Source organism: Sulfolobus islandicus Y.N.15.51 (assembly GCF_000022485.1).
GTDB classification, from domain to species: domain Archaea; phylum Thermoproteota; class Thermoprotei_A; order Sulfolobales; family Sulfolobaceae; genus Saccharolobus; species Saccharolobus islandicus.
In genome coordinates, this window is the sequence record NC_012623.1 from 1021349 (window position 1) to 1035909 (window position 14561).

Annotated in this window: 21 protein-coding genes and 2 tRNA genes; 11 read left to right on the forward strand and 12 right to left on the reverse strand. The window is 34.6% G+C overall.

Annotated features, from left to right (window positions below; all coding sequences use genetic code 11):
- The 5 genes from endA to glyS are packed head-to-tail and all read right to left on the reverse strand — an operon-like array spanning position 1 to position 3691.
- Positions 1–549 (reverse strand): tRNA-intron lyase, encoded by a 549-nt coding sequence (gene endA, locus YN1551_RS05580; protein WP_012717353.1) that lies wholly within the window; start codon positions 547–549, stop codon positions 1–3.
- Positions 550–1191, reverse strand: coding sequence for a hypothetical protein (locus YN1551_RS05585; RefSeq protein WP_012717354.1), 642 nt, complete (start codon positions 1189–1191; stop codon positions 550–552).
- Positions 1192–1216: 25 nt separating this feature from the next.
- Positions 1217–1621, reverse strand: coding sequence for a hypothetical protein (locus tag YN1551_RS05590; protein WP_012713897.1), 405 nt, complete (start codon positions 1619–1621; stop codon positions 1217–1219).
- Positions 1618–1983 carry a hypothetical protein gene (locus YN1551_RS05595; RefSeq protein ID WP_015581305.1) on the reverse strand — a complete coding sequence of 122 codons (366 nt, stop codon included), beginning with the start codon at positions 1981–1983 and terminating at the stop codon, positions 1618–1620. Before YN1551_RS05595 ends, YN1551_RS05590 begins: the two co-directional genes overlap by 4 nt.
- Positions 1967–3691, reverse strand: a complete 1725-nt coding sequence (gene glyS / locus YN1551_RS05600; protein WP_012713896.1) for a glycine--tRNA ligase — start codon at positions 3689–3691, stop codon at positions 1967–1969. Before glyS ends, YN1551_RS05595 begins: the two co-directional genes overlap by 17 nt.
- A gap of 53 nt (positions 3692–3744) precedes the next feature.
- Here glyS and speB point away from each other — a divergent pair, with 53 nt between their 5' ends.
- Positions 3745–4638, forward strand: a complete 894-nt coding sequence (speB, locus tag YN1551_RS05605; RefSeq protein WP_012717355.1) for an agmatinase — start codon at positions 3745–3747, stop codon at positions 4636–4638.
- On the opposite strand, the gene YN1551_RS05610 is transcribed toward speB, so the two are convergent.
- On the reverse strand, positions 4625–4771 hold the full coding sequence (locus tag YN1551_RS05610; RefSeq protein WP_009988725.1) for a DNA-directed RNA polymerase subunit P: 147 nt from the start codon (positions 4769–4771) through the stop codon (positions 4625–4627). The two genes, speB and YN1551_RS05610, sit on opposite strands and share 14 nt — an antisense overlap.
- 95 nt (positions 4772–4866) lie before the next feature.
- Between YN1551_RS05610 and yciH the strand changes: the two genes are divergently transcribed.
- Positions 4867–5169 (forward strand): translation initiation factor, encoded by a 303-nt coding sequence (gene yciH / locus YN1551_RS05615; RefSeq protein ID WP_009988719.1) that lies wholly within the window; start codon positions 4867–4869, stop codon positions 5167–5169.
- On the opposite strand, the gene YN1551_RS05620 is transcribed toward yciH, so the two are convergent.
- Positions 5159–6088: a transcription initiation factor IIB gene (locus YN1551_RS05620; protein WP_012717356.1), complete on the reverse strand. Its 930-nt coding sequence runs from the start codon at positions 6086–6088 to the stop codon at positions 5159–5161. The genes yciH and YN1551_RS05620 overlap by 11 nt on opposite strands.
- Positions 6089–6247: 159 nt before the next feature.
- Between YN1551_RS05620 and YN1551_RS05625 the strand changes: the two genes are divergently transcribed.
- From YN1551_RS05625 to YN1551_RS05640, 4 genes are all read left to right on the forward strand, one after another.
- Positions 6248–6320: transfer RNA gene (locus YN1551_RS05625), tRNA-Gln, on the forward strand.
- A 253-nt stretch (positions 6321–6573) separates the two neighbouring features.
- Positions 6574–6649: transfer RNA gene (locus YN1551_RS05630), tRNA-Gly, on the forward strand.
- Positions 6650–6819: 170 nt separating this feature from the next.
- The gene (locus YN1551_RS05635; protein ID WP_012713894.1) at positions 6820–7404 is read left to right on the forward strand and encodes a helix-turn-helix domain-containing protein; all 585 of its coding nucleotides are present in this window, start codon (positions 6820–6822) and stop codon (positions 7402–7404) included.
- Positions 7401–8399, forward strand: a complete 999-nt coding sequence (locus YN1551_RS05640) for an aminotransferase class I/II-fold pyridoxal phosphate-dependent enzyme (protein ID WP_012713893.1) — start codon at positions 7401–7403, stop codon at positions 8397–8399. The genes YN1551_RS05635 and YN1551_RS05640 overlap by 4 nt, the downstream gene beginning before the upstream one ends.
- On the opposite strand, the gene YN1551_RS05645 is transcribed toward YN1551_RS05640, so the two are convergent.
- From YN1551_RS05645 to YN1551_RS05655, 3 genes are read right to left on the reverse strand one after another with little or no spacing between them, the layout of a single operon-like run.
- Positions 8379–8816: a GtrA family protein gene (locus YN1551_RS05645; protein WP_012711637.1), complete on the reverse strand. Its 438-nt coding sequence runs from the start codon at positions 8814–8816 to the stop codon at positions 8379–8381. The two genes, YN1551_RS05640 and YN1551_RS05645, sit on opposite strands and share 21 nt — an antisense overlap.
- A 38-nt stretch (positions 8817–8854) precedes the next feature.
- Positions 8855–9565, reverse strand: a complete 711-nt coding sequence (gene alaXM, locus YN1551_RS05650; protein ID WP_012717357.1) for an alanyl-tRNA editing protein AlaXM — start codon at positions 9563–9565, stop codon at positions 8855–8857.
- Positions 9566–9838: a hypothetical protein gene (locus YN1551_RS05655; RefSeq protein ID WP_012716330.1), complete on the reverse strand. Its 273-nt coding sequence runs from the start codon at positions 9836–9838 to the stop codon at positions 9566–9568.
- On the opposite strand from YN1551_RS05655, the gene cdvB1/B2 reads away from it, so the two are divergent.
- Both cdvB1/B2 and YN1551_RS05665 read left to right on the forward strand, forming a co-directional pair.
- On the forward strand, positions 9792–10553 hold the full coding sequence (gene cdvB1/B2, locus YN1551_RS05660) for a cell division protein CdvB1/B2 (protein WP_012717358.1): 762 nt from the start codon (positions 9792–9794) through the stop codon (positions 10551–10553). The genes YN1551_RS05655 and cdvB1/B2 overlap by 47 nt on opposite strands.
- Positions 10554–10609: 56 nt before the next feature.
- Entirely contained in the window at positions 10610–11752 is a 1143-nt protein-coding gene (locus tag YN1551_RS05665; protein ID WP_039698541.1) for a tryptophan--tRNA ligase, read from the forward strand.
- Here the strand turns inward: YN1551_RS05665 and cbp1 are convergent.
- Positions 11721–12173: a CRISPR DNA repeat-binding protein Cbp1 gene (gene cbp1 / locus YN1551_RS05670; protein WP_012711633.1), complete on the reverse strand. Its 453-nt coding sequence runs from the start codon at positions 12171–12173 to the stop codon at positions 11721–11723. The two genes, YN1551_RS05665 and cbp1, sit on opposite strands and share 32 nt — an antisense overlap.
- Positions 12174–12228: 55 nt before the next feature.
- Here cbp1 and YN1551_RS05675 point away from each other — a divergent pair, with 55 nt between their 5' ends.
- From YN1551_RS05675 to YN1551_RS05685, 3 genes are read left to right on the forward strand one after another with little or no spacing between them, the layout of a single operon-like run.
- On the forward strand, positions 12229–12951 hold the full coding sequence (locus tag YN1551_RS05675) for a DUF72 domain-containing protein (protein ID WP_012717359.1): 723 nt from the start codon (positions 12229–12231) through the stop codon (positions 12949–12951).
- A gap of 8 nt (positions 12952–12959) precedes the next feature.
- Positions 12960–13520: a LysE family translocator gene (locus YN1551_RS05680; RefSeq protein ID WP_012717360.1), complete on the forward strand. Its 561-nt coding sequence runs from the start codon at positions 12960–12962 to the stop codon at positions 13518–13520.
- The gene (locus tag YN1551_RS05685) at positions 13510–14235 is read left to right on the forward strand and encodes a 5-formyltetrahydrofolate cyclo-ligase (RefSeq protein WP_012713888.1); all 726 of its coding nucleotides are present in this window, start codon (positions 13510–13512) and stop codon (positions 14233–14235) included. Before YN1551_RS05680 ends, YN1551_RS05685 begins: the two co-directional genes overlap by 11 nt.
- Here YN1551_RS05685 and YN1551_RS05690 read toward each other — a convergent pair.
- On the reverse strand, positions 14206–14556 hold the full coding sequence (locus tag YN1551_RS05690) for a helix-turn-helix domain-containing protein (protein WP_012711629.1): 351 nt from the start codon (positions 14554–14556) through the stop codon (positions 14206–14208). The two genes, YN1551_RS05685 and YN1551_RS05690, sit on opposite strands and share 30 nt — an antisense overlap.
- Positions 14557–14561: the final 5 nt, after the last annotated feature.

Consider the following 14561-nt stretch of genomic DNA (forward strand, 5'->3'; position numbering starts at 1 on the left):
TTACATTTTGACCCATTTAAACATTATGTATCTTACACTTTCACTTTTGCGATCTACTAGAGCCAATACTAATCTTTTCCTTGTGCTGTGGGAGACTCTCCCAAAACTCAATAACTCATGAGGAGTAATTTCTTCGTCAATATCCACTGCAATAACCACATAAGGTGCATGTTCTAATCCAGGTCCTAACGTATATACTGCAAAATCTGCTCCATACTTTACTCCAGATCTAACTATGAATCCTTTTTCCCTCAGGTCTTCGTAAACTCTGTACATGATATCAAATTTATTTATTATTTTAGAACTATATTCATATAATTTCTCATATTCAAGAACTTCACCATTTTTATCGATAACTTTAATTAAACCCTTTTTGGCTAGATATACGCTTTCAATTAATGATAATTCTAGAGGTCTAATTATATCTTTAGGGTCCTTCGGCTTAGAAATTCCTACTGCCTTTCCATAGAAACCGTTTGAATAAATGTATCTTGATTCATCTACATTTGGGATTAATACCTTAGATCCCACCAATAAGGCTTTTACCATCTACATCCTCTCATACGCGATATAGGTTATATTGTCAGCAGAACTCTTCAGCAGATCTTCACTATCTTCCAATCTATCAGCTATATCTTTTAGCAACATTATGTAGGAGAAGTCAACAAGTTTCCTTTCGAACAGTGTTAATTCTAGACTCCTATATAGTTCATCTATTTCTTGTTCCAGTTTTATTACGTTACGAGCATTTTCATAGGAATTGTTCGGATTGATAGATAATAACCTTAACGCCTCTATGAAGTAGGTGATCGATGTAATTATCTTTTCGCAGATAACTATAAGTAATCTATTTATTACGTCATCGATATTCATTTGCTTAGATAGCATAACACTTAGCCTATATGTTGCAGCGTCTAAGTTTTGTGCAACCTTCTCTAAATTATTCAATATTTCTATGTACAAGTCCTTATCTAATAATCCTTCTCTAATTTTGAAAATGTACTCGCCAAGTCTGTATTTACCAACCTCTATATCGTTTTTTATTCCGTTTACTTTGGAATAAATTTGCATAGCATTTACATTATTGTTATTAGATAAGAACTCATACAAAACTCTAGTTTCATCCAACAATTTTAATGATATTTGTTGTAATTGTTCCTCTATTGCAAGTGTAGCAATTCCTTCGCTCATTGTGATTTAAAACAGTCATTAAAGTTTAAAAATTAAGATGTGACATACTATTCATAATCTTGTCTATTTGTTCCAAATCCTTATCTATTTCCATATTTACTCCCTTATCTTTCAAATAATTATTTAGGCTATTTAGAAGCTCTTTTTCATCCTTTAATCCCACTATTACCAAATAATTAACTAAACCAAGTGCCTCCTCTTTAATCTTGGTATCACTTGTTTTATCTATATTTTGGATTATAACTTCTAATCCTTGGAAGAGTTCTTTTCTAACTCTTCTCATTCTTCTAACCAGTCTAGTGGCTTTTCCTATGTCGGGTTCTGGGAAAGTCACCAAATTCTCTAGCTCGTTCAAGTACTCAGTATGATCATTTATTATCGTTTCAAAATCAAATAATACTCTACTTATTGCCATATCGCTCTCATTCATTTAGAAGCCCTCACAGTTACCGTACTATTATCCTCTATACCTAGTGTAACCAGATCTTGGGGATTAGCCCAGACCTCTAATTCAAGTATCTCCTCTTGCAATATGGCCTTTAACTTGATTCTTTTCCCTTTAACTGATATTTCAACGTCATTAGTAATCCCTAGATCTTTAGCTAGTTTAGATGAAATTATTGCAAACCCCTTATCAACATCATTTCTTTTTCTAATCTTGACTCTTTTCTCTTTCGGTGGAGCTTTACTCCCCTTTAATGCTGAGGCTGGAGGTATAACACTAACAAGAGTTTTTATATCAACCTTTTTCTCTTCTTCTTTTTCATTCTCATTATTACTCATTACTATCATTCACCTCAATTCCAATCTTATTAAAGACTTCTCCTCTAAATAACTTTTCCAATGAAATCTTAAGGTCATCTATTTTAACTCTAACTTGCTTCCAACTATCTCTATCCCTTATTGTTACGCTGTTATCTAGTAATGTCTGAGGATCAACAGTAATAGCAAAAGGTATGCCAATCTCATCAGCTCTAGCATACCTTCTTCCAATGCTTCCAGAATCATCGTATAGTACTTCGTATTTTTCGGAAAGATTTTCTCGTATTTCCATTGACTTCCTAATTAGTTCTTCCCTCTCCAGAAGTGGGAAAACTGCAATATCGTAAGGCGCTAGATGTCTAGGCAAGGATAGCAAAACTCTACCCTCTTTTTCCCTATATGCGCTCAGTATAGTTAGGAATAACGTCCTTTCAACGCCAAATGATGGCTCTACAACATGTGGTATAAAGTGCTCACCGTGAACCTTCTCTTCTCTCTCAACAATGCTTATGAATTCACCTAAAGGTTTGCCATCTATCGTCACATTGTTCCTAATCATTTGCTCAATTTCCTCAGCGGATTTCCCATTTAATAGCTCCATAACCTTTTTTCTTAGTTCCTTATCCTTTAATTTCGTATTGTTTACTATGACATTCTTCTTTTTAATCGTTTTAGGTTCTTTATATTTTCTAAAAATAGTCAAATCTTGTCCGCTATATTTCATGTGCCTTGATAAATCGTAATCTCCTCTATATGCGTGCCCAGAAATCTCAACCTTCATACCATTAATTACAGCAACTTGGTCGAAAGTCTGTTTAGAATAATGTGCTCTTTCGTAAGGTAACTTCTCTTCAAAATAAAATTCGTTAATGCCTAGCGCTTTGACAAAAATCGATGCTACAGCCATCCAATATGCCATCCAAGGTTGGATAATAATCTTCTCTCTTACACTCTCTTCTAAATTAAACTCTTGTGGTTTACCATCTTTTTCCTTTTCACTCGCAGTCAAAATATTGAGCTTTGTCTCCTTAAATCTATGTAATGGTATGTTTTCAATATTATTATCCTCTGGGTCTATGAAAAACTCTACCTCCATTATGGTGAACTCCCTCATTCTTATTAACCCTTGTCTAGGTGAGATCTCATTTCTACCCACTCTCCCTACTTGAGCTATTCCAATAGGTAGTCTTTGTCTAGTAGCCTCATATACACGTTTAAATGCAGTAAACATTCCTTGAGCTGTCTCTGGTCTAATGTAACCTAAATTACCAGTATAAGGACCTATGTTGGTTGTGAAAAGTAAATTGAATAATCTTACTTCTCCTAACTCTCCCCCACAATATTGACATCTAATATTGTTTTCCCTTATTATTCTCGTTAGTTCCTCTGGCTTAAGACCCTCTACGCTTCTCTTTAATACGTCTTCGATTAAATGATCAGCCCTATATATTCTTTTACAATTATTACACTCAACGATAGGGTCTGTAAAACTTTCCACATGACCACTGGCTTCAAATACTTTAGCAGGGCCTATCATTGGACTTTCTATTTCTACTACAAAGTCACTGTTATCCTTCACGAAATATTTTCGCCATAACTCTACTATTCTATTTTTAATCTTTACACCTATAGGTCCTATATCGTAAAATCCCGCTATTCCTCCATAAATTTCATACGATGACCAAAATATTCCTCTTCTTTTAGCTAAGTCCAACACTTTATCTATTACTTCACTCACAACTCTCTAACATTAACAACAAGTTTATAAAGTTCTATGACCAAAATTAGCGAGTGAGCGACGGAAGATTACTTTATTTAAATGAGAATAGTAGGAAATTTGCTGGATTTAACAAGGAAAGATCACCCTTTGTAATAATTGGAATACCCATGGACATTACAAGTAGCTATAGGCCAGGAAGTAGATTTGCTCCATCTTCAATAAGAGAATCAGCTCAATATATTGAATTTTATTCAATAAGGAATGATGTGGATATGGGCGAAATAGGTTTCAATGATGTAGGTGATATAATTCTACACCCTTCAAACGTTGAGGAGAACATAAGTAGGATATCAAGTGTGATAAATTATTTCCACGAAAACGGGAAAATTACTATTTCCATAGGTGGGGAGCACACGATAACTGCGGGAGTGATAAAAGGAATGAAAAGGGAAGGATTATGTTTAGTCAGTTTTGATGCACATTTAGATTTAAGAGATGAATACATGGGATACAGATACGATCACGCTTGTGTTATAAGGAGGATATCTGAATATGGCGTCAAAATTATTGAAGTGGGGACTAGGGCAGTTAGTAAGGAGGAAATAGAATACGCTAGACAAAAGGGGATAGCATTTTTTACACCTCAGCAAGTTAGACTTTTAGGGGTTAAGGAGACTTCAAGAAGAATAATTACCTCAATACAAGAATGTAAATCACTCTATATCTCAGTTGATATGGATGGGATAGATCCAGCTTACGCACCAGCTGTTGCAACACCAGAGCCAGATGGATTAGACCCATCTACTTTATTGGATATAATTAACTTAATTGCAGATAAAAGAGTTATAGGATTTGATGTTGTGGAAGTTTCTCCTTCTTATGACACTTCAGGTATAACTAGTGTACTAGCTTCTAGAATAATTCTGGAAATCGCTGCAACGGTTTATAAGTCTAGATTGCTTTAACTATTTTTATAGTAGGTTTTCTAACCATAAATATTATTTTATAACCGCAATATGGGCATCTAACACCTGGTAATACTTTTAATTGTTCATCTGTAAACGTCTTCCAGCATTTACCACATCTATAGACCGCCATAGCAACATTTACTTAACGGTAACATTTATAAGCTTATCTGACAAAAAACGATAGAAAGATTAAAAGGGGGGTGTATATAAAGATAATTTCTGAGAATGGCAGAAAATCTGTGTGGTGGTCTTCCACCAGACATATGCGAACAACTTTCAAAGGAAGAACAATTTATTAAAATAAAAGTTGAAAAAAGAAGATATGGAAAGGAAGTCACAATAATAGAAGGATTAGGAGGTAATGATTCTGAACTTAAAAAAATAGCTTCTGAACTTAAATCCAAGTTAGCAGCAGGAGGTACAGTAAAAGATGGTAAAATACTAATTCAAGGAGATCATAAAGAAAAAGTTAGGGAAATCTTAATAAAAATGGGATATGCGGAATCTAACATTCTAGTTATTGAGTAGGTATTGAAATTTTTAGTTCTTGTGTCACTTCTTTATACCTATTTCTCACAGTAACTTCAGTAACGCCTGCAACTTGCGCTATTTCTTTTTGTGTTCTTCTTTCATCGTGTAATAATGACGCTATATAAATCGCAGCTGCGGCTAAGCCAGCTGGATCCTTACCAGCAGTTAAACCAGAACCCTTCGCCTTGTCTATAATTTCGGCAGCTGTTTTCATAACGGCTCCACTTAGGCCTAACAAGTTAGCTATTCTAGTTACGTAATCCTTTGGATCGCTTACTGGCACACTGACATCTAACTCTCTAAGTAATAGTCTATAGCATCTAGCTACTTCCTTCCTATTAGCCTTAGTATATTGTGCTATCTCATCCAAAGTTCTAGCTAACTTCATCCTTCTACATGCTGCGTATATTGCAGCTGCTACAACGCTTTCTATACTCCTTCCTCTTACTAACCCTTTCTCTACTGCTTTTCTGTAGATTAGTGCAGCCTCATCCTTAACTGATTTTGGCAAGTTCAGCAAGTTCCCAATTCTTTCTAATTCATTCATAGCTTGTGCTAAGTTCCTGTCTATAGAACTTTGTATTCTAGCCCTTATCTGCCATTTTCTCCATCTTAATGCTTCAAGTCTTCTCTTAGGGTCTAAGGTTCTTCCCATTGCGTCCTTATCTTTCCAGTCTATAAGAGTGGATAAGCCCCTATCGTGAATAGTATTATTTAAAGGCCCTCCAACTCTGCTTCTCTTTTCTTTCTCTTCTGGAGTAAATGCCCTCCATTCTGGTCCTTGATCTATAATTTTATCTTCTAAAACTTCTCCAGTTTCAGAGCAAATATATTCCCCCCTCTCCGCATCGAATATAATTTTATCGGGAGGGCAAGGAGTAGATACAGGTTTATTTTCTTCAGACAAATACAACACCCCAATTATATACAGCCACGAATAGTAAACCTTTTAAACTTTTCTATTTCTTTCCTTATAAATCTTTCCCCCATGTCTCTCCTTACTTATCTAAAAATGGGAGAGATCAGTATAAATTAAGCGTTAAGCTTAAATGATAAGTTGGAGTAGTATAGAATTAGCCGGGTAGTCTAGTGGTCAAGGATCCAGGGCTTTGGCCCCTGGGACCAGGGTTCGAATCCCTGCCCGGCTACCTGTAGGCTAGCTTATATTTTTGTTCTTCTTTATCTTCATGGATATAAAAACTTATATTGACTAAAAATTCCTCTAATATATTTTAATTCAGTTTACTGCAACTTAGTAAGATGGAAGAACAAGAGAAAAATTATAATGTGTTTTTAAAACTCTCTGAGAAAGGCTCAGATTAACTACGATCTTAAAAATGTTGAGAAGCTGGTTACTAAAGGAAAAAAATAAATACCTTCCCGTTCTCATAATTAAACAGTGCGGCCGTAGTCTAGCCTGGATTAGGACGCCTGCCTGCCACGCAGGAGGTCCCGGGTTCAAATCCCGGCGGCCGCATACAATATTTTTTTATTCTCGTTCTTTTTGTATGGCTTAAATTACTCCAAGGCTATAATTCTCGTAATGATGAACCTCGTAGTTTATGAAAGGTGAATGAAGGTCTTGAGTACTGAATTTAAGCGTTAGTAGATAAGTTTAAGTAGTATAAGTTTAGAGGTAATTATGTAATGCTGTTATACGTCGTAATAAAAACTCCTAATTTACTTCAGTTCCCAGAATTTATTCCTAACAAGATTACAGTCAACATTCTCGATATCAGGGTTGATGGCGAGAAAGGTAAGCTACTTATTGAAGTACGTGGAGACGAGACAAACGCTAGGCAAGTTTGTGAAGAACCTATTAAGGTTTCAAAGTATAAATTCATTTGTACAAATTACATATCAACTGAATTCATTAAGGTCTTGTCTCAATATATCATAATGAACGGTGCTTTAACAGATGATGGAATCCTATGGACTTTAATATTAAACGGTTATACAGAGCTGAGGGAATTACTTAATTCGTTAATAAGAATTACAAAAGAGGTTAGAGTTTTAAAAGTCGTGAAAGCTGAAAAAAAGGATGCAATAACTGCAAGGCAGGAGCAAATACTGAGGATTGCTTTAGAAGCTGGATTTTTTGACTATCCTAGAAGAATAGGATTAAAAGACCTGGCTAAAAAGCTAAACATTAGCCCATCAAGCCTAAGCGAAATTATAAGGAGAGCTGAAAAGAATGTAATTACAGCGTATTTTGAAGAGAGGGAACTATGAAACATGGAGGATATTCTTGGAGAAATGGAAAACCAGTTTTAGACGTCAAGGATTTTAGCGTAAATCTTAATCCGTTAGGTGTTCCCAAGTTCGTTGAAGAATTAATTAATGAAGCTGTAAGGCTTAAAATATATACGTATTATCCCCCTCAAAATCTTAGAGAGATAAAGAGCGTAATTGGGGAAATTTACGGAGTCAGTGAGGATTTGGTAGGAGTATTCAATGGTGCTTCTGAGGTCATTAATGTGCTTGATGATAACTTCACTGTTCCACATCCTAATTATAGTGAATATAAATTTCGTAGCTATTATTTTGCTGAGGAGCGTGAAGACGAATTCGTTTTCAAATTAAAGGCTGGTCGAATAATAGCTAGCAATCCAAATAATCCTACTGGGTCTGTAATCAAATTAAATGAAATTGAAGACTTTCTTAAAGATAAGAACAACGAACTTGTTTTAGATGAATCGTTTATTGATATAAGCTTGGCTGAGAGTGCGTCTGGACTAGTTAACGAATTCTCTAATTTGACAATCATAAACTCATTTACGAAGAGTCTTGCAATTCCAGGCTTAAGATTTGGTTTTTCACTAGGACATAAGAGTAAGGAATTGGAAAGACTTGCGCCAATTTGGAGAATTAACTCCATAACCTATTATGTTGTATCTAACTTAAATGCTAAGGAAATAAGGTCTTTCTTTGCGAGTAGCAGAAGTAAAGTGAAAGAAATTTATGATAAATTAGAAAATGCGAAGAAGTTGTTCAAAATGTACAAATCCTATGCACCGTTTTTCTTGGTGGAATTTAAGATTCCCTCTAGCTTAATTAATGACGAACTAATTAGAAGATGTAAGTGCTATATTAGGGATGCTAGTAACTTTTTAGGGTTAAGGAATACTCACGCCAGAATAGCTTTAAAGGATGATGTTATGGGGTTAATTCATACTATAAATGAAATCATATCTGAAAAAAGGGAGTTAAGCCCACACGTACTTTAGACTAGTTATAAATCTTACTAAAAATCCAGACATGATACCAATGAAATTTGTTAAAACTAAGATAAATGTTGAGGTGGTAAGTTTACTAAAGAACAATATAAATACCGCTTGAGAGATGGAAGTAACGTGTAATAAATATATTAATAAAACTAATGCGACTACGTATTGGACTATATTTCCAAGATAGGAAGAGCCATGGAACTTTAGTAAACGATTAAGGTATGAATTATTCCTCTTATCTTTAAATGTCCATGTATCATTTAGGACGAAATTAAAGATAAGTGAAATCTCAATTGCTATGGCTAAAGAGACCCCAATTGGTATAGCCTTAGAAGCTAAAACGTAAATGGTCTCATTCACAATTGTCCCTAACCCACCAACTACGGCAAACTTAGCAAGTCTAATAATTAATGACACAAAAATAGTTATTCTGATTAAGCTAATAAATAAATTCCCTATGGTTTAACAGTATAGTAAACTCTCTTTCTCCCTTTTCCCTTATTTTCAACCTTAAGTAGTACTATTTCTCCTATTTCCTTGGTATTGTTAACGTGAGGTCCGCCATCAGCCTGTATGTCTATTCCCGGAATCTCGACTATACGCCATATTGGAATTTGTGGTGGATTTCTCCCGGCTAGTTTCACTATCGCTGGTATCATTAGAGCTTCTTCTCTAGGTAAAAAATAGATCTTTAGCTCTATCCCTTTTTTGACTATTTCATTAGCTTCGTTTATTAACTCGATAAGGGTATCCTTATTTTCAACATTAAAATCGTCTTTAGCTTGTTCTGGACTTATATGCCCTCCAGTTATTAAAGCTCCGAATTTGCTATAAGCTAATGCAGCAACTATATGCGAGGCAGTATGTAATCGCATCATTCTATATCTTCTTTCCCAATTTATTTTGCCTATAACCTTATCGCCAACATTAAGAGAAGCATTTTGATCTATCTTATGTAAAATCTCCCCGTTCTCTCCTCTTTTTGCCTCAATAACATTTATCTTCTCTCCTCTCTCATTTATTAAAAATCCTGTATCGTTCTCTAAACCCCCTCCTCCTGGGTAAAAAGAAGTCTTATCGAGCATTACATAGCTATCTTCTATCTTAACTACTCTTCCCTCAAATTCTTTAATATAAGAGTCTTTTAGGTAAAGTTCCTCTGTCATCTAGTTTAACTTATTGCCTTGCAATATAAATATTCCATTCTTATGCTTATAAGTTAAGGTTAATGGATCTATTCTTATTGGTAACGATATCACTTTGATTACTCGATTATTCATTGAGTCAGTTATATAAATCTTATTTCCATCAATATTTATACTAACTCTGTTATATTCTAGTTCTTTCCATCTAAGATCTAAGTATATTACCACGTCATTAGCTGATATTAAGATGTCGTATTCCGGATCTTCATCTTCTTTAATGAACGTGTTTGGCATATTACTTATTTTAGATTCTAATAATTTAAACTCTTCACATAATGTGTTTGATCTTATAAGAGTTAATGAGGTAAGTTATATATTAGCCATGCTCGGAAAAGATTTCCAAAAGATTTGGGGTTATGAGCAGGAGAGATTTAAAATAAAGGGTTCTAAGGAGCCTTTAAAGTATAGGTTAGTTAACGCTCACTATAAAATTAGCTCTATGATTAGTAGGCTTGACGCTTACATTTCTAGAATGCAAGAAAGGGATAAAACACTATTTGAGAGAGTAGTAGAAGCACAAATGTCTAAGGATACACAAAGGGCAGCAATGTACGCTAATGAGGTAGCAGAAATCAGAAAGATCTCCAGACAGTTGTTAACAACCCAAATTGCCTTGGAACAAGTACAACTCAGATTAGAGACAGTAACTGAATTAGGAGATGTATTTGTAAACTTAATCCCAGTATTAGGAGTTATTGGTGAATTAAAGTCTACCTTGAAAGGTATAATGCCAGAAGTTTCGTTAGAACTTGCCGAATTAGGAGAAGGACTACAAGAGATAGTTACTGAGTCTGGAGAGTTCACAGGTATGGGAGCTTATGCAGCAGCATCTTCGCCGGAGGCAAGAAAAATATTGGAAGAAGCGTCTATTGTTGCTGAGCAGAGAATGAAGGAGAAGTTCCCAGACCTACCTGTTGGTGCTGGAGTAGCCTCCAAATCTAACTCCTAAAACCCCTATTTAACTTAATTTTAACCTTTTATATTTTCATGTATTTTCATACTACAATGCCAGATGAATTTACTGTAACTCCTTGGGAAGTTAAGGGTAAAGTGGATTACGATAAATTAATTGTTCAATTTGGCACTCAGAAAATTACAGAAGAACTGAAACAAAGAATGAAGAATTTAGTTGGGGAATTGCATGTCATGCTTAGGAGAAATGTATTTTTTTCTCATCGAGATCTAGATTTAGTTCTAAATGATTACGAGAAAGGTAAAGGGTTCTTTCTATATACTGGAAGAGCACCTTCCTTAGGTATGCACATAGGACACCTAATACCATTCATATTCACTAAATGGCTACAAGATAAATTTAATGTTAATCTGTATATTGAGATAACAGATGACGAGAAGTTCATGAGAAATCCAGAATATACATTGGACCAGACTAGGAGTTGGGCTTATGATAACATTTTAGATATTATTGCGGTTGGCTTTAATCCCGATAAAACATTCATCTTTCAAGATACCGAGTATATAAGAAATATGTATCCTATAGCAGTAAAAATTGCAAAGAAGTTGACGTTTTCAGAAGTAAGAGCCACTTTTGGCTTAGACGTTTCCTCAAATATAGGTCTTATATTTTACCCAGCCTTACAGATAGCTCCTACAATGTTTGAAAAGAAAAGATGTTTAATACCAGCCGGTATAGATCAAGATCCCTATTGGAGATTGCAAAGGGATATAGCGGAAAGCCTTGGATACTATAAGGCTGCACAGATACATAGCAAATTCCTTCCTCCACTTACAGGACCAGAGGGTAAGATGAGTTCTTCAAATCCAGAGACCGCAATATACCTTGTAGATGATCCTAAAACTGTGGAAAGGAAGATAATGAAATATGCGTTTTCAGGAGGACAGCCCACAATAGAGTTGCATAGGAAATATGGTGGGAATCCAGAAATAGATGTTCCCTTCCAGTGGTTATATTACTTCTTCGAGGAAGATGATAATAGGATTAAGGAGATTGAGGAAGAGTATAGATCCGGTAAGATGTTAACTGGAGAGTTAAAGCAGATATTAATAGATAAATTAAATAGTTTCTTAGAGGAACACAGAAGGAGAAGAGAAGAGGCAAAGGAACTTATACAAGTATTTAAATATGATGGTAAGCTAGCTAAGCAGATGTGGGAGAAGATTCACGAATAGGTCTATATAAACCCATTTTCTTTAAATGATATACTACAAGATTAGTGGAAATGTTAAGTTCTTTTGCAATCTTATATATACTATTTCCTTTATTATACTCTTCCCTTATTTTCTCTATTTCCTTTCTATCCAACTTTCTCCTTTTTTTACCTAGATTATATTTTTTAAAAATTCTCAATACAGTATTAAAATTGATATTTAACTCCTTACTTATTCTATTTGCACTATAACCTTGCTTTCCCATTTCTATGATTTTTTGAATTTTATCATTTGGCACTTTCCCTCTGAAATTAACCTTAGCCTTAATAAGCATTCTACGAACCCTAGAGTAACTTAACTCCAATTGATTAGCAATTTGTCTAATACTTAATCCTTCTTCATACATTTTCTTAACTTTTTCAATTATTTCTTCTTCACTCACGAATTAAGTCTATGCAAAACCAATTATATTAATCTTTTCCCAAAATCTATGCAAGATGATAAAAATAGGTACATGTGGATTTACGAGAAAGCATTTCAATTATTTCAGTGTGCTTGAGGTACAAGAGACATTTTACAACTTTCTATCTGAAGAAAGACTAAGTAAATGGAAGGAACTCTCTATACAGAACAACGTTGAATTAACTGTTAAGGCCAATCAGATAATTACACACGAATATAATAAAATCACATATAAGAGAACTAAGACAGTTATTGGAAATGTAAAAAACTATGGATATTTTAGACCAACTAAAGAAGTTATGCAAGCTCTGGAAATCACATTGAAGGAGGCTAAATTCCTAAATTCTAAAATCATAATATTTCAAACACCAGCATCTTTCACACCCAATGACGAAAATATGAAGAATCTTAAGGACTTTTTCAGTACATTAGATAGATCATTTACCTACGGTTGGGAACCTAGAGGAGAATGGAATCTCAATCATGATTTGCTAATGAAAATATTTTCTGAAATCGATGCAATTCACGTAGTAGATCCGTTCAAAAATAAGCCAGTAGATAGCAAACAAATTAGGTATTTTAGACTTCATGGTTTAGGATCCGAAGAGGTCAATTATAGATACAAGTATACAAGAGCTGATTTGGAGAAGCTGAAGGAATATGTAACATCCGAAAAGAAAGAGTTAATTTACGTTCTTTTCAATAACGTTTACTCATTTGGTGATGCTTTAAGTTTTAAAAGGATGATTGAAAGTTAACTTAATAGATGTTACTCACTTACCTGGGCTTAGGGATTATTTTAGGTTTGTCAATGGCTGCACCTCCCGGGCCAGTTAATGCCATGATTGCCAATGAGTCTACAAAATCATGGTTTCATGGAAGCAGTATTGGAGCAGGGGCAATGACGGCTGATTTGATTTTCTTTATAATCGTTTACTTTATCCAAGGGTACATTCCCATGCCAATTATAAATGCTCTGTATATAGTTGGGGGCATATTCATGCTATATTTATCATATTTAACAATTAAAGCTAAAATGCCCTCTAGCTCTGTAAGAGGAAATTATATCATAGGACTTTCCATGGGTTTAACTAATCCTTACCAAATAAGTTGGTGGGTTACTGTTGGGATTTCCATGATTAGATCCCTTTCGGTTTTAATAATACCAGGATTTTTTGTAGGTATATTAATTTGGATAATAGCTTTTCCTAAGGCAATAAACATGTTAGGACCAAAATACGTGAAATACGTGAAAATAATTTCATCTATAATATTAGTCGCATTTGGTGTTTACTTATTATATGAGGGTATTCTAAATGTTATCTAAACAAGAAATAAGGGAATTAATATGGAAAAGATTGGAGGAGGAAAACATAGCACTGTTTCCCCGACCAGTCTATGGTAGAATTCCGAATTTTAAAGGAGCTGATAAAGCTGCTTCAAATTTGGCAAAGTGTAAGGAATTCAAAGAAGCTGAGATCATTAAGGTCAATCCTGACTCCCCGCAATATAAGGTAAGAGAAATTGCATTGAGACAAGAGAAAAAAGTTCTAGTCCCTACTCCTAGATTAAGGGGAGACTTCTTTTTATTGGATCCAACTAGGATTTCCTCATCTGATATACCTAAAGCATCTCGAATATCTGGCTTTGAAAAATACGGAATAATGGTAAGTTTGGAAAGTATAGAGAGGGTTGATTTCATCGTAGCTGGATCTGTAGCTGTTGACTTAAATGGAAATAGGGTTGGCAAAGGTGAAGGGTATAGTGAGCTGGAATTTGGGATTTTGAGAGAGCTTGGCAAGGTAGATGAGAATACTCCTATTGCGACTACTGTACATGACATACAAATAGTAGACGAGGTTCCCTCAGAACCTTTTGATGTACCAATTGATATAATTGCAACTCCTACTAGGCTTATAAGAGTTAATAGGAAAAGGGAAAAACCAAAGGGAATTTACTTAGAATATTTGAGTAAGCAAAAAATAGATGAGACACCTTTTTTAAAGGAATACTTAAAGAAGAGAAGATATAATAGTTTGTAGATCTCTGCAAGTTTCTTCAGATCTTTTTATAAGTTTTTTCTTTAACTCCTCTTTGTTAATACGATATAAGAACTTGGGCCTTCCTCCTCTGCTTACGCTAGTTTTCTCCTTTTCTACTAATCCAGCATCAGCTAACTTTTTTAGTATTAGACTCGCTCTGCTTTTGCTTATTCCTAATTCTCCAGCTATTGCATCTACGTCTTTTCCAGTCTCGCTACTTAGTATCTTTATAAAGGCATCCACATCTGCTTCTGATAGACCATAGGCTACTATCAAGAACCTTTTTAATAAAAAACTTTTTTCGCTAATTTCAATACTCAATAAAC

What these genes read in the sequence shown, in the direction of transcription:
- endA (WP_012717353.1), bottom strand. Translation starts at nt 549, where the DNA reads ATGGTAAAAGCCTTATTGGTGGGATCTAAGGTATTAATCCCAAATGTA.
- YN1551_RS05585 (WP_012717354.1), bottom strand. Translation starts at nt 1,191, where the DNA reads ATGAGCGAAGGAATTGCTACACTTGCAATAGAGGAACAATTACAACAA.
- YN1551_RS05590 (WP_012713897.1), bottom strand. Translation starts at nt 1,621, where the DNA reads ATGAATGAGAGCGATATGGCAATAAGTAGAGTATTATTTGATTTTGAA.
- YN1551_RS05595 (WP_015581305.1), bottom strand. Translation starts at nt 1,983, where the DNA reads ATGATAGTAATGAGTAATAATGAGAATGAAAAAGAAGAAGAGAAAAAG.
- YN1551_RS05610 (WP_009988725.1), bottom strand. Translation starts at nt 4,771, where the DNA reads ATGGCGGTCTATAGATGTGGTAAATGCTGGAAGACGTTTACAGATGAA.
- yciH (WP_009988719.1), top strand. Translation starts at nt 4,867, where the DNA reads ATGGCAGAAAATCTGTGTGGTGGTCTTCCACCAGACATATGCGAACAA.
- YN1551_RS05635 (WP_012713894.1), top strand. Translation starts at nt 6,820, where the DNA reads ATGCTGTTATACGTCGTAATAAAAACTCCTAATTTACTTCAGTTCCCA.
- YN1551_RS05640 (WP_012713893.1), top strand. Translation starts at nt 7,401, where the DNA reads ATGAAACATGGAGGATATTCTTGGAGAAATGGAAAACCAGTTTTAGAC.
- alaXM (WP_012717357.1), bottom strand. Translation starts at nt 9,565, where the DNA reads ATGACAGAGGAACTTTACCTAAAAGACTCTTATATTAAAGAATTTGAG.
- cdvB1/B2 (WP_012717358.1), top strand. Translation starts at nt 9,792, where the DNA reads ATGTCGTATTCCGGATCTTCATCTTCTTTAATGAACGTGTTTGGCATA.
- YN1551_RS05655 (WP_012716330.1), bottom strand. Translation starts at nt 9,838, where the DNA reads ATGCCAAACACGTTCATTAAAGAAGATGAAGATCCGGAATACGACATC.
- YN1551_RS05665 (WP_039698541.1), top strand. Translation starts at nt 10,610, where the DNA reads ATGCCAGATGAATTTACTGTAACTCCTTGGGAAGTTAAGGGTAAAGTG.
- YN1551_RS05675 (WP_012717359.1), top strand. Translation starts at nt 12,229, where the DNA reads ATGATAAAAATAGGTACATGTGGATTTACGAGAAAGCATTTCAATTAT.
- YN1551_RS05680 (WP_012717360.1), top strand. Translation starts at nt 12,960, where the DNA reads ATGTTACTCACTTACCTGGGCTTAGGGATTATTTTAGGTTTGTCAATG.
- YN1551_RS05685 (WP_012713888.1), top strand. Translation starts at nt 13,510, where the DNA reads ATGTTATCTAAACAAGAAATAAGGGAATTAATATGGAAAAGATTGGAG.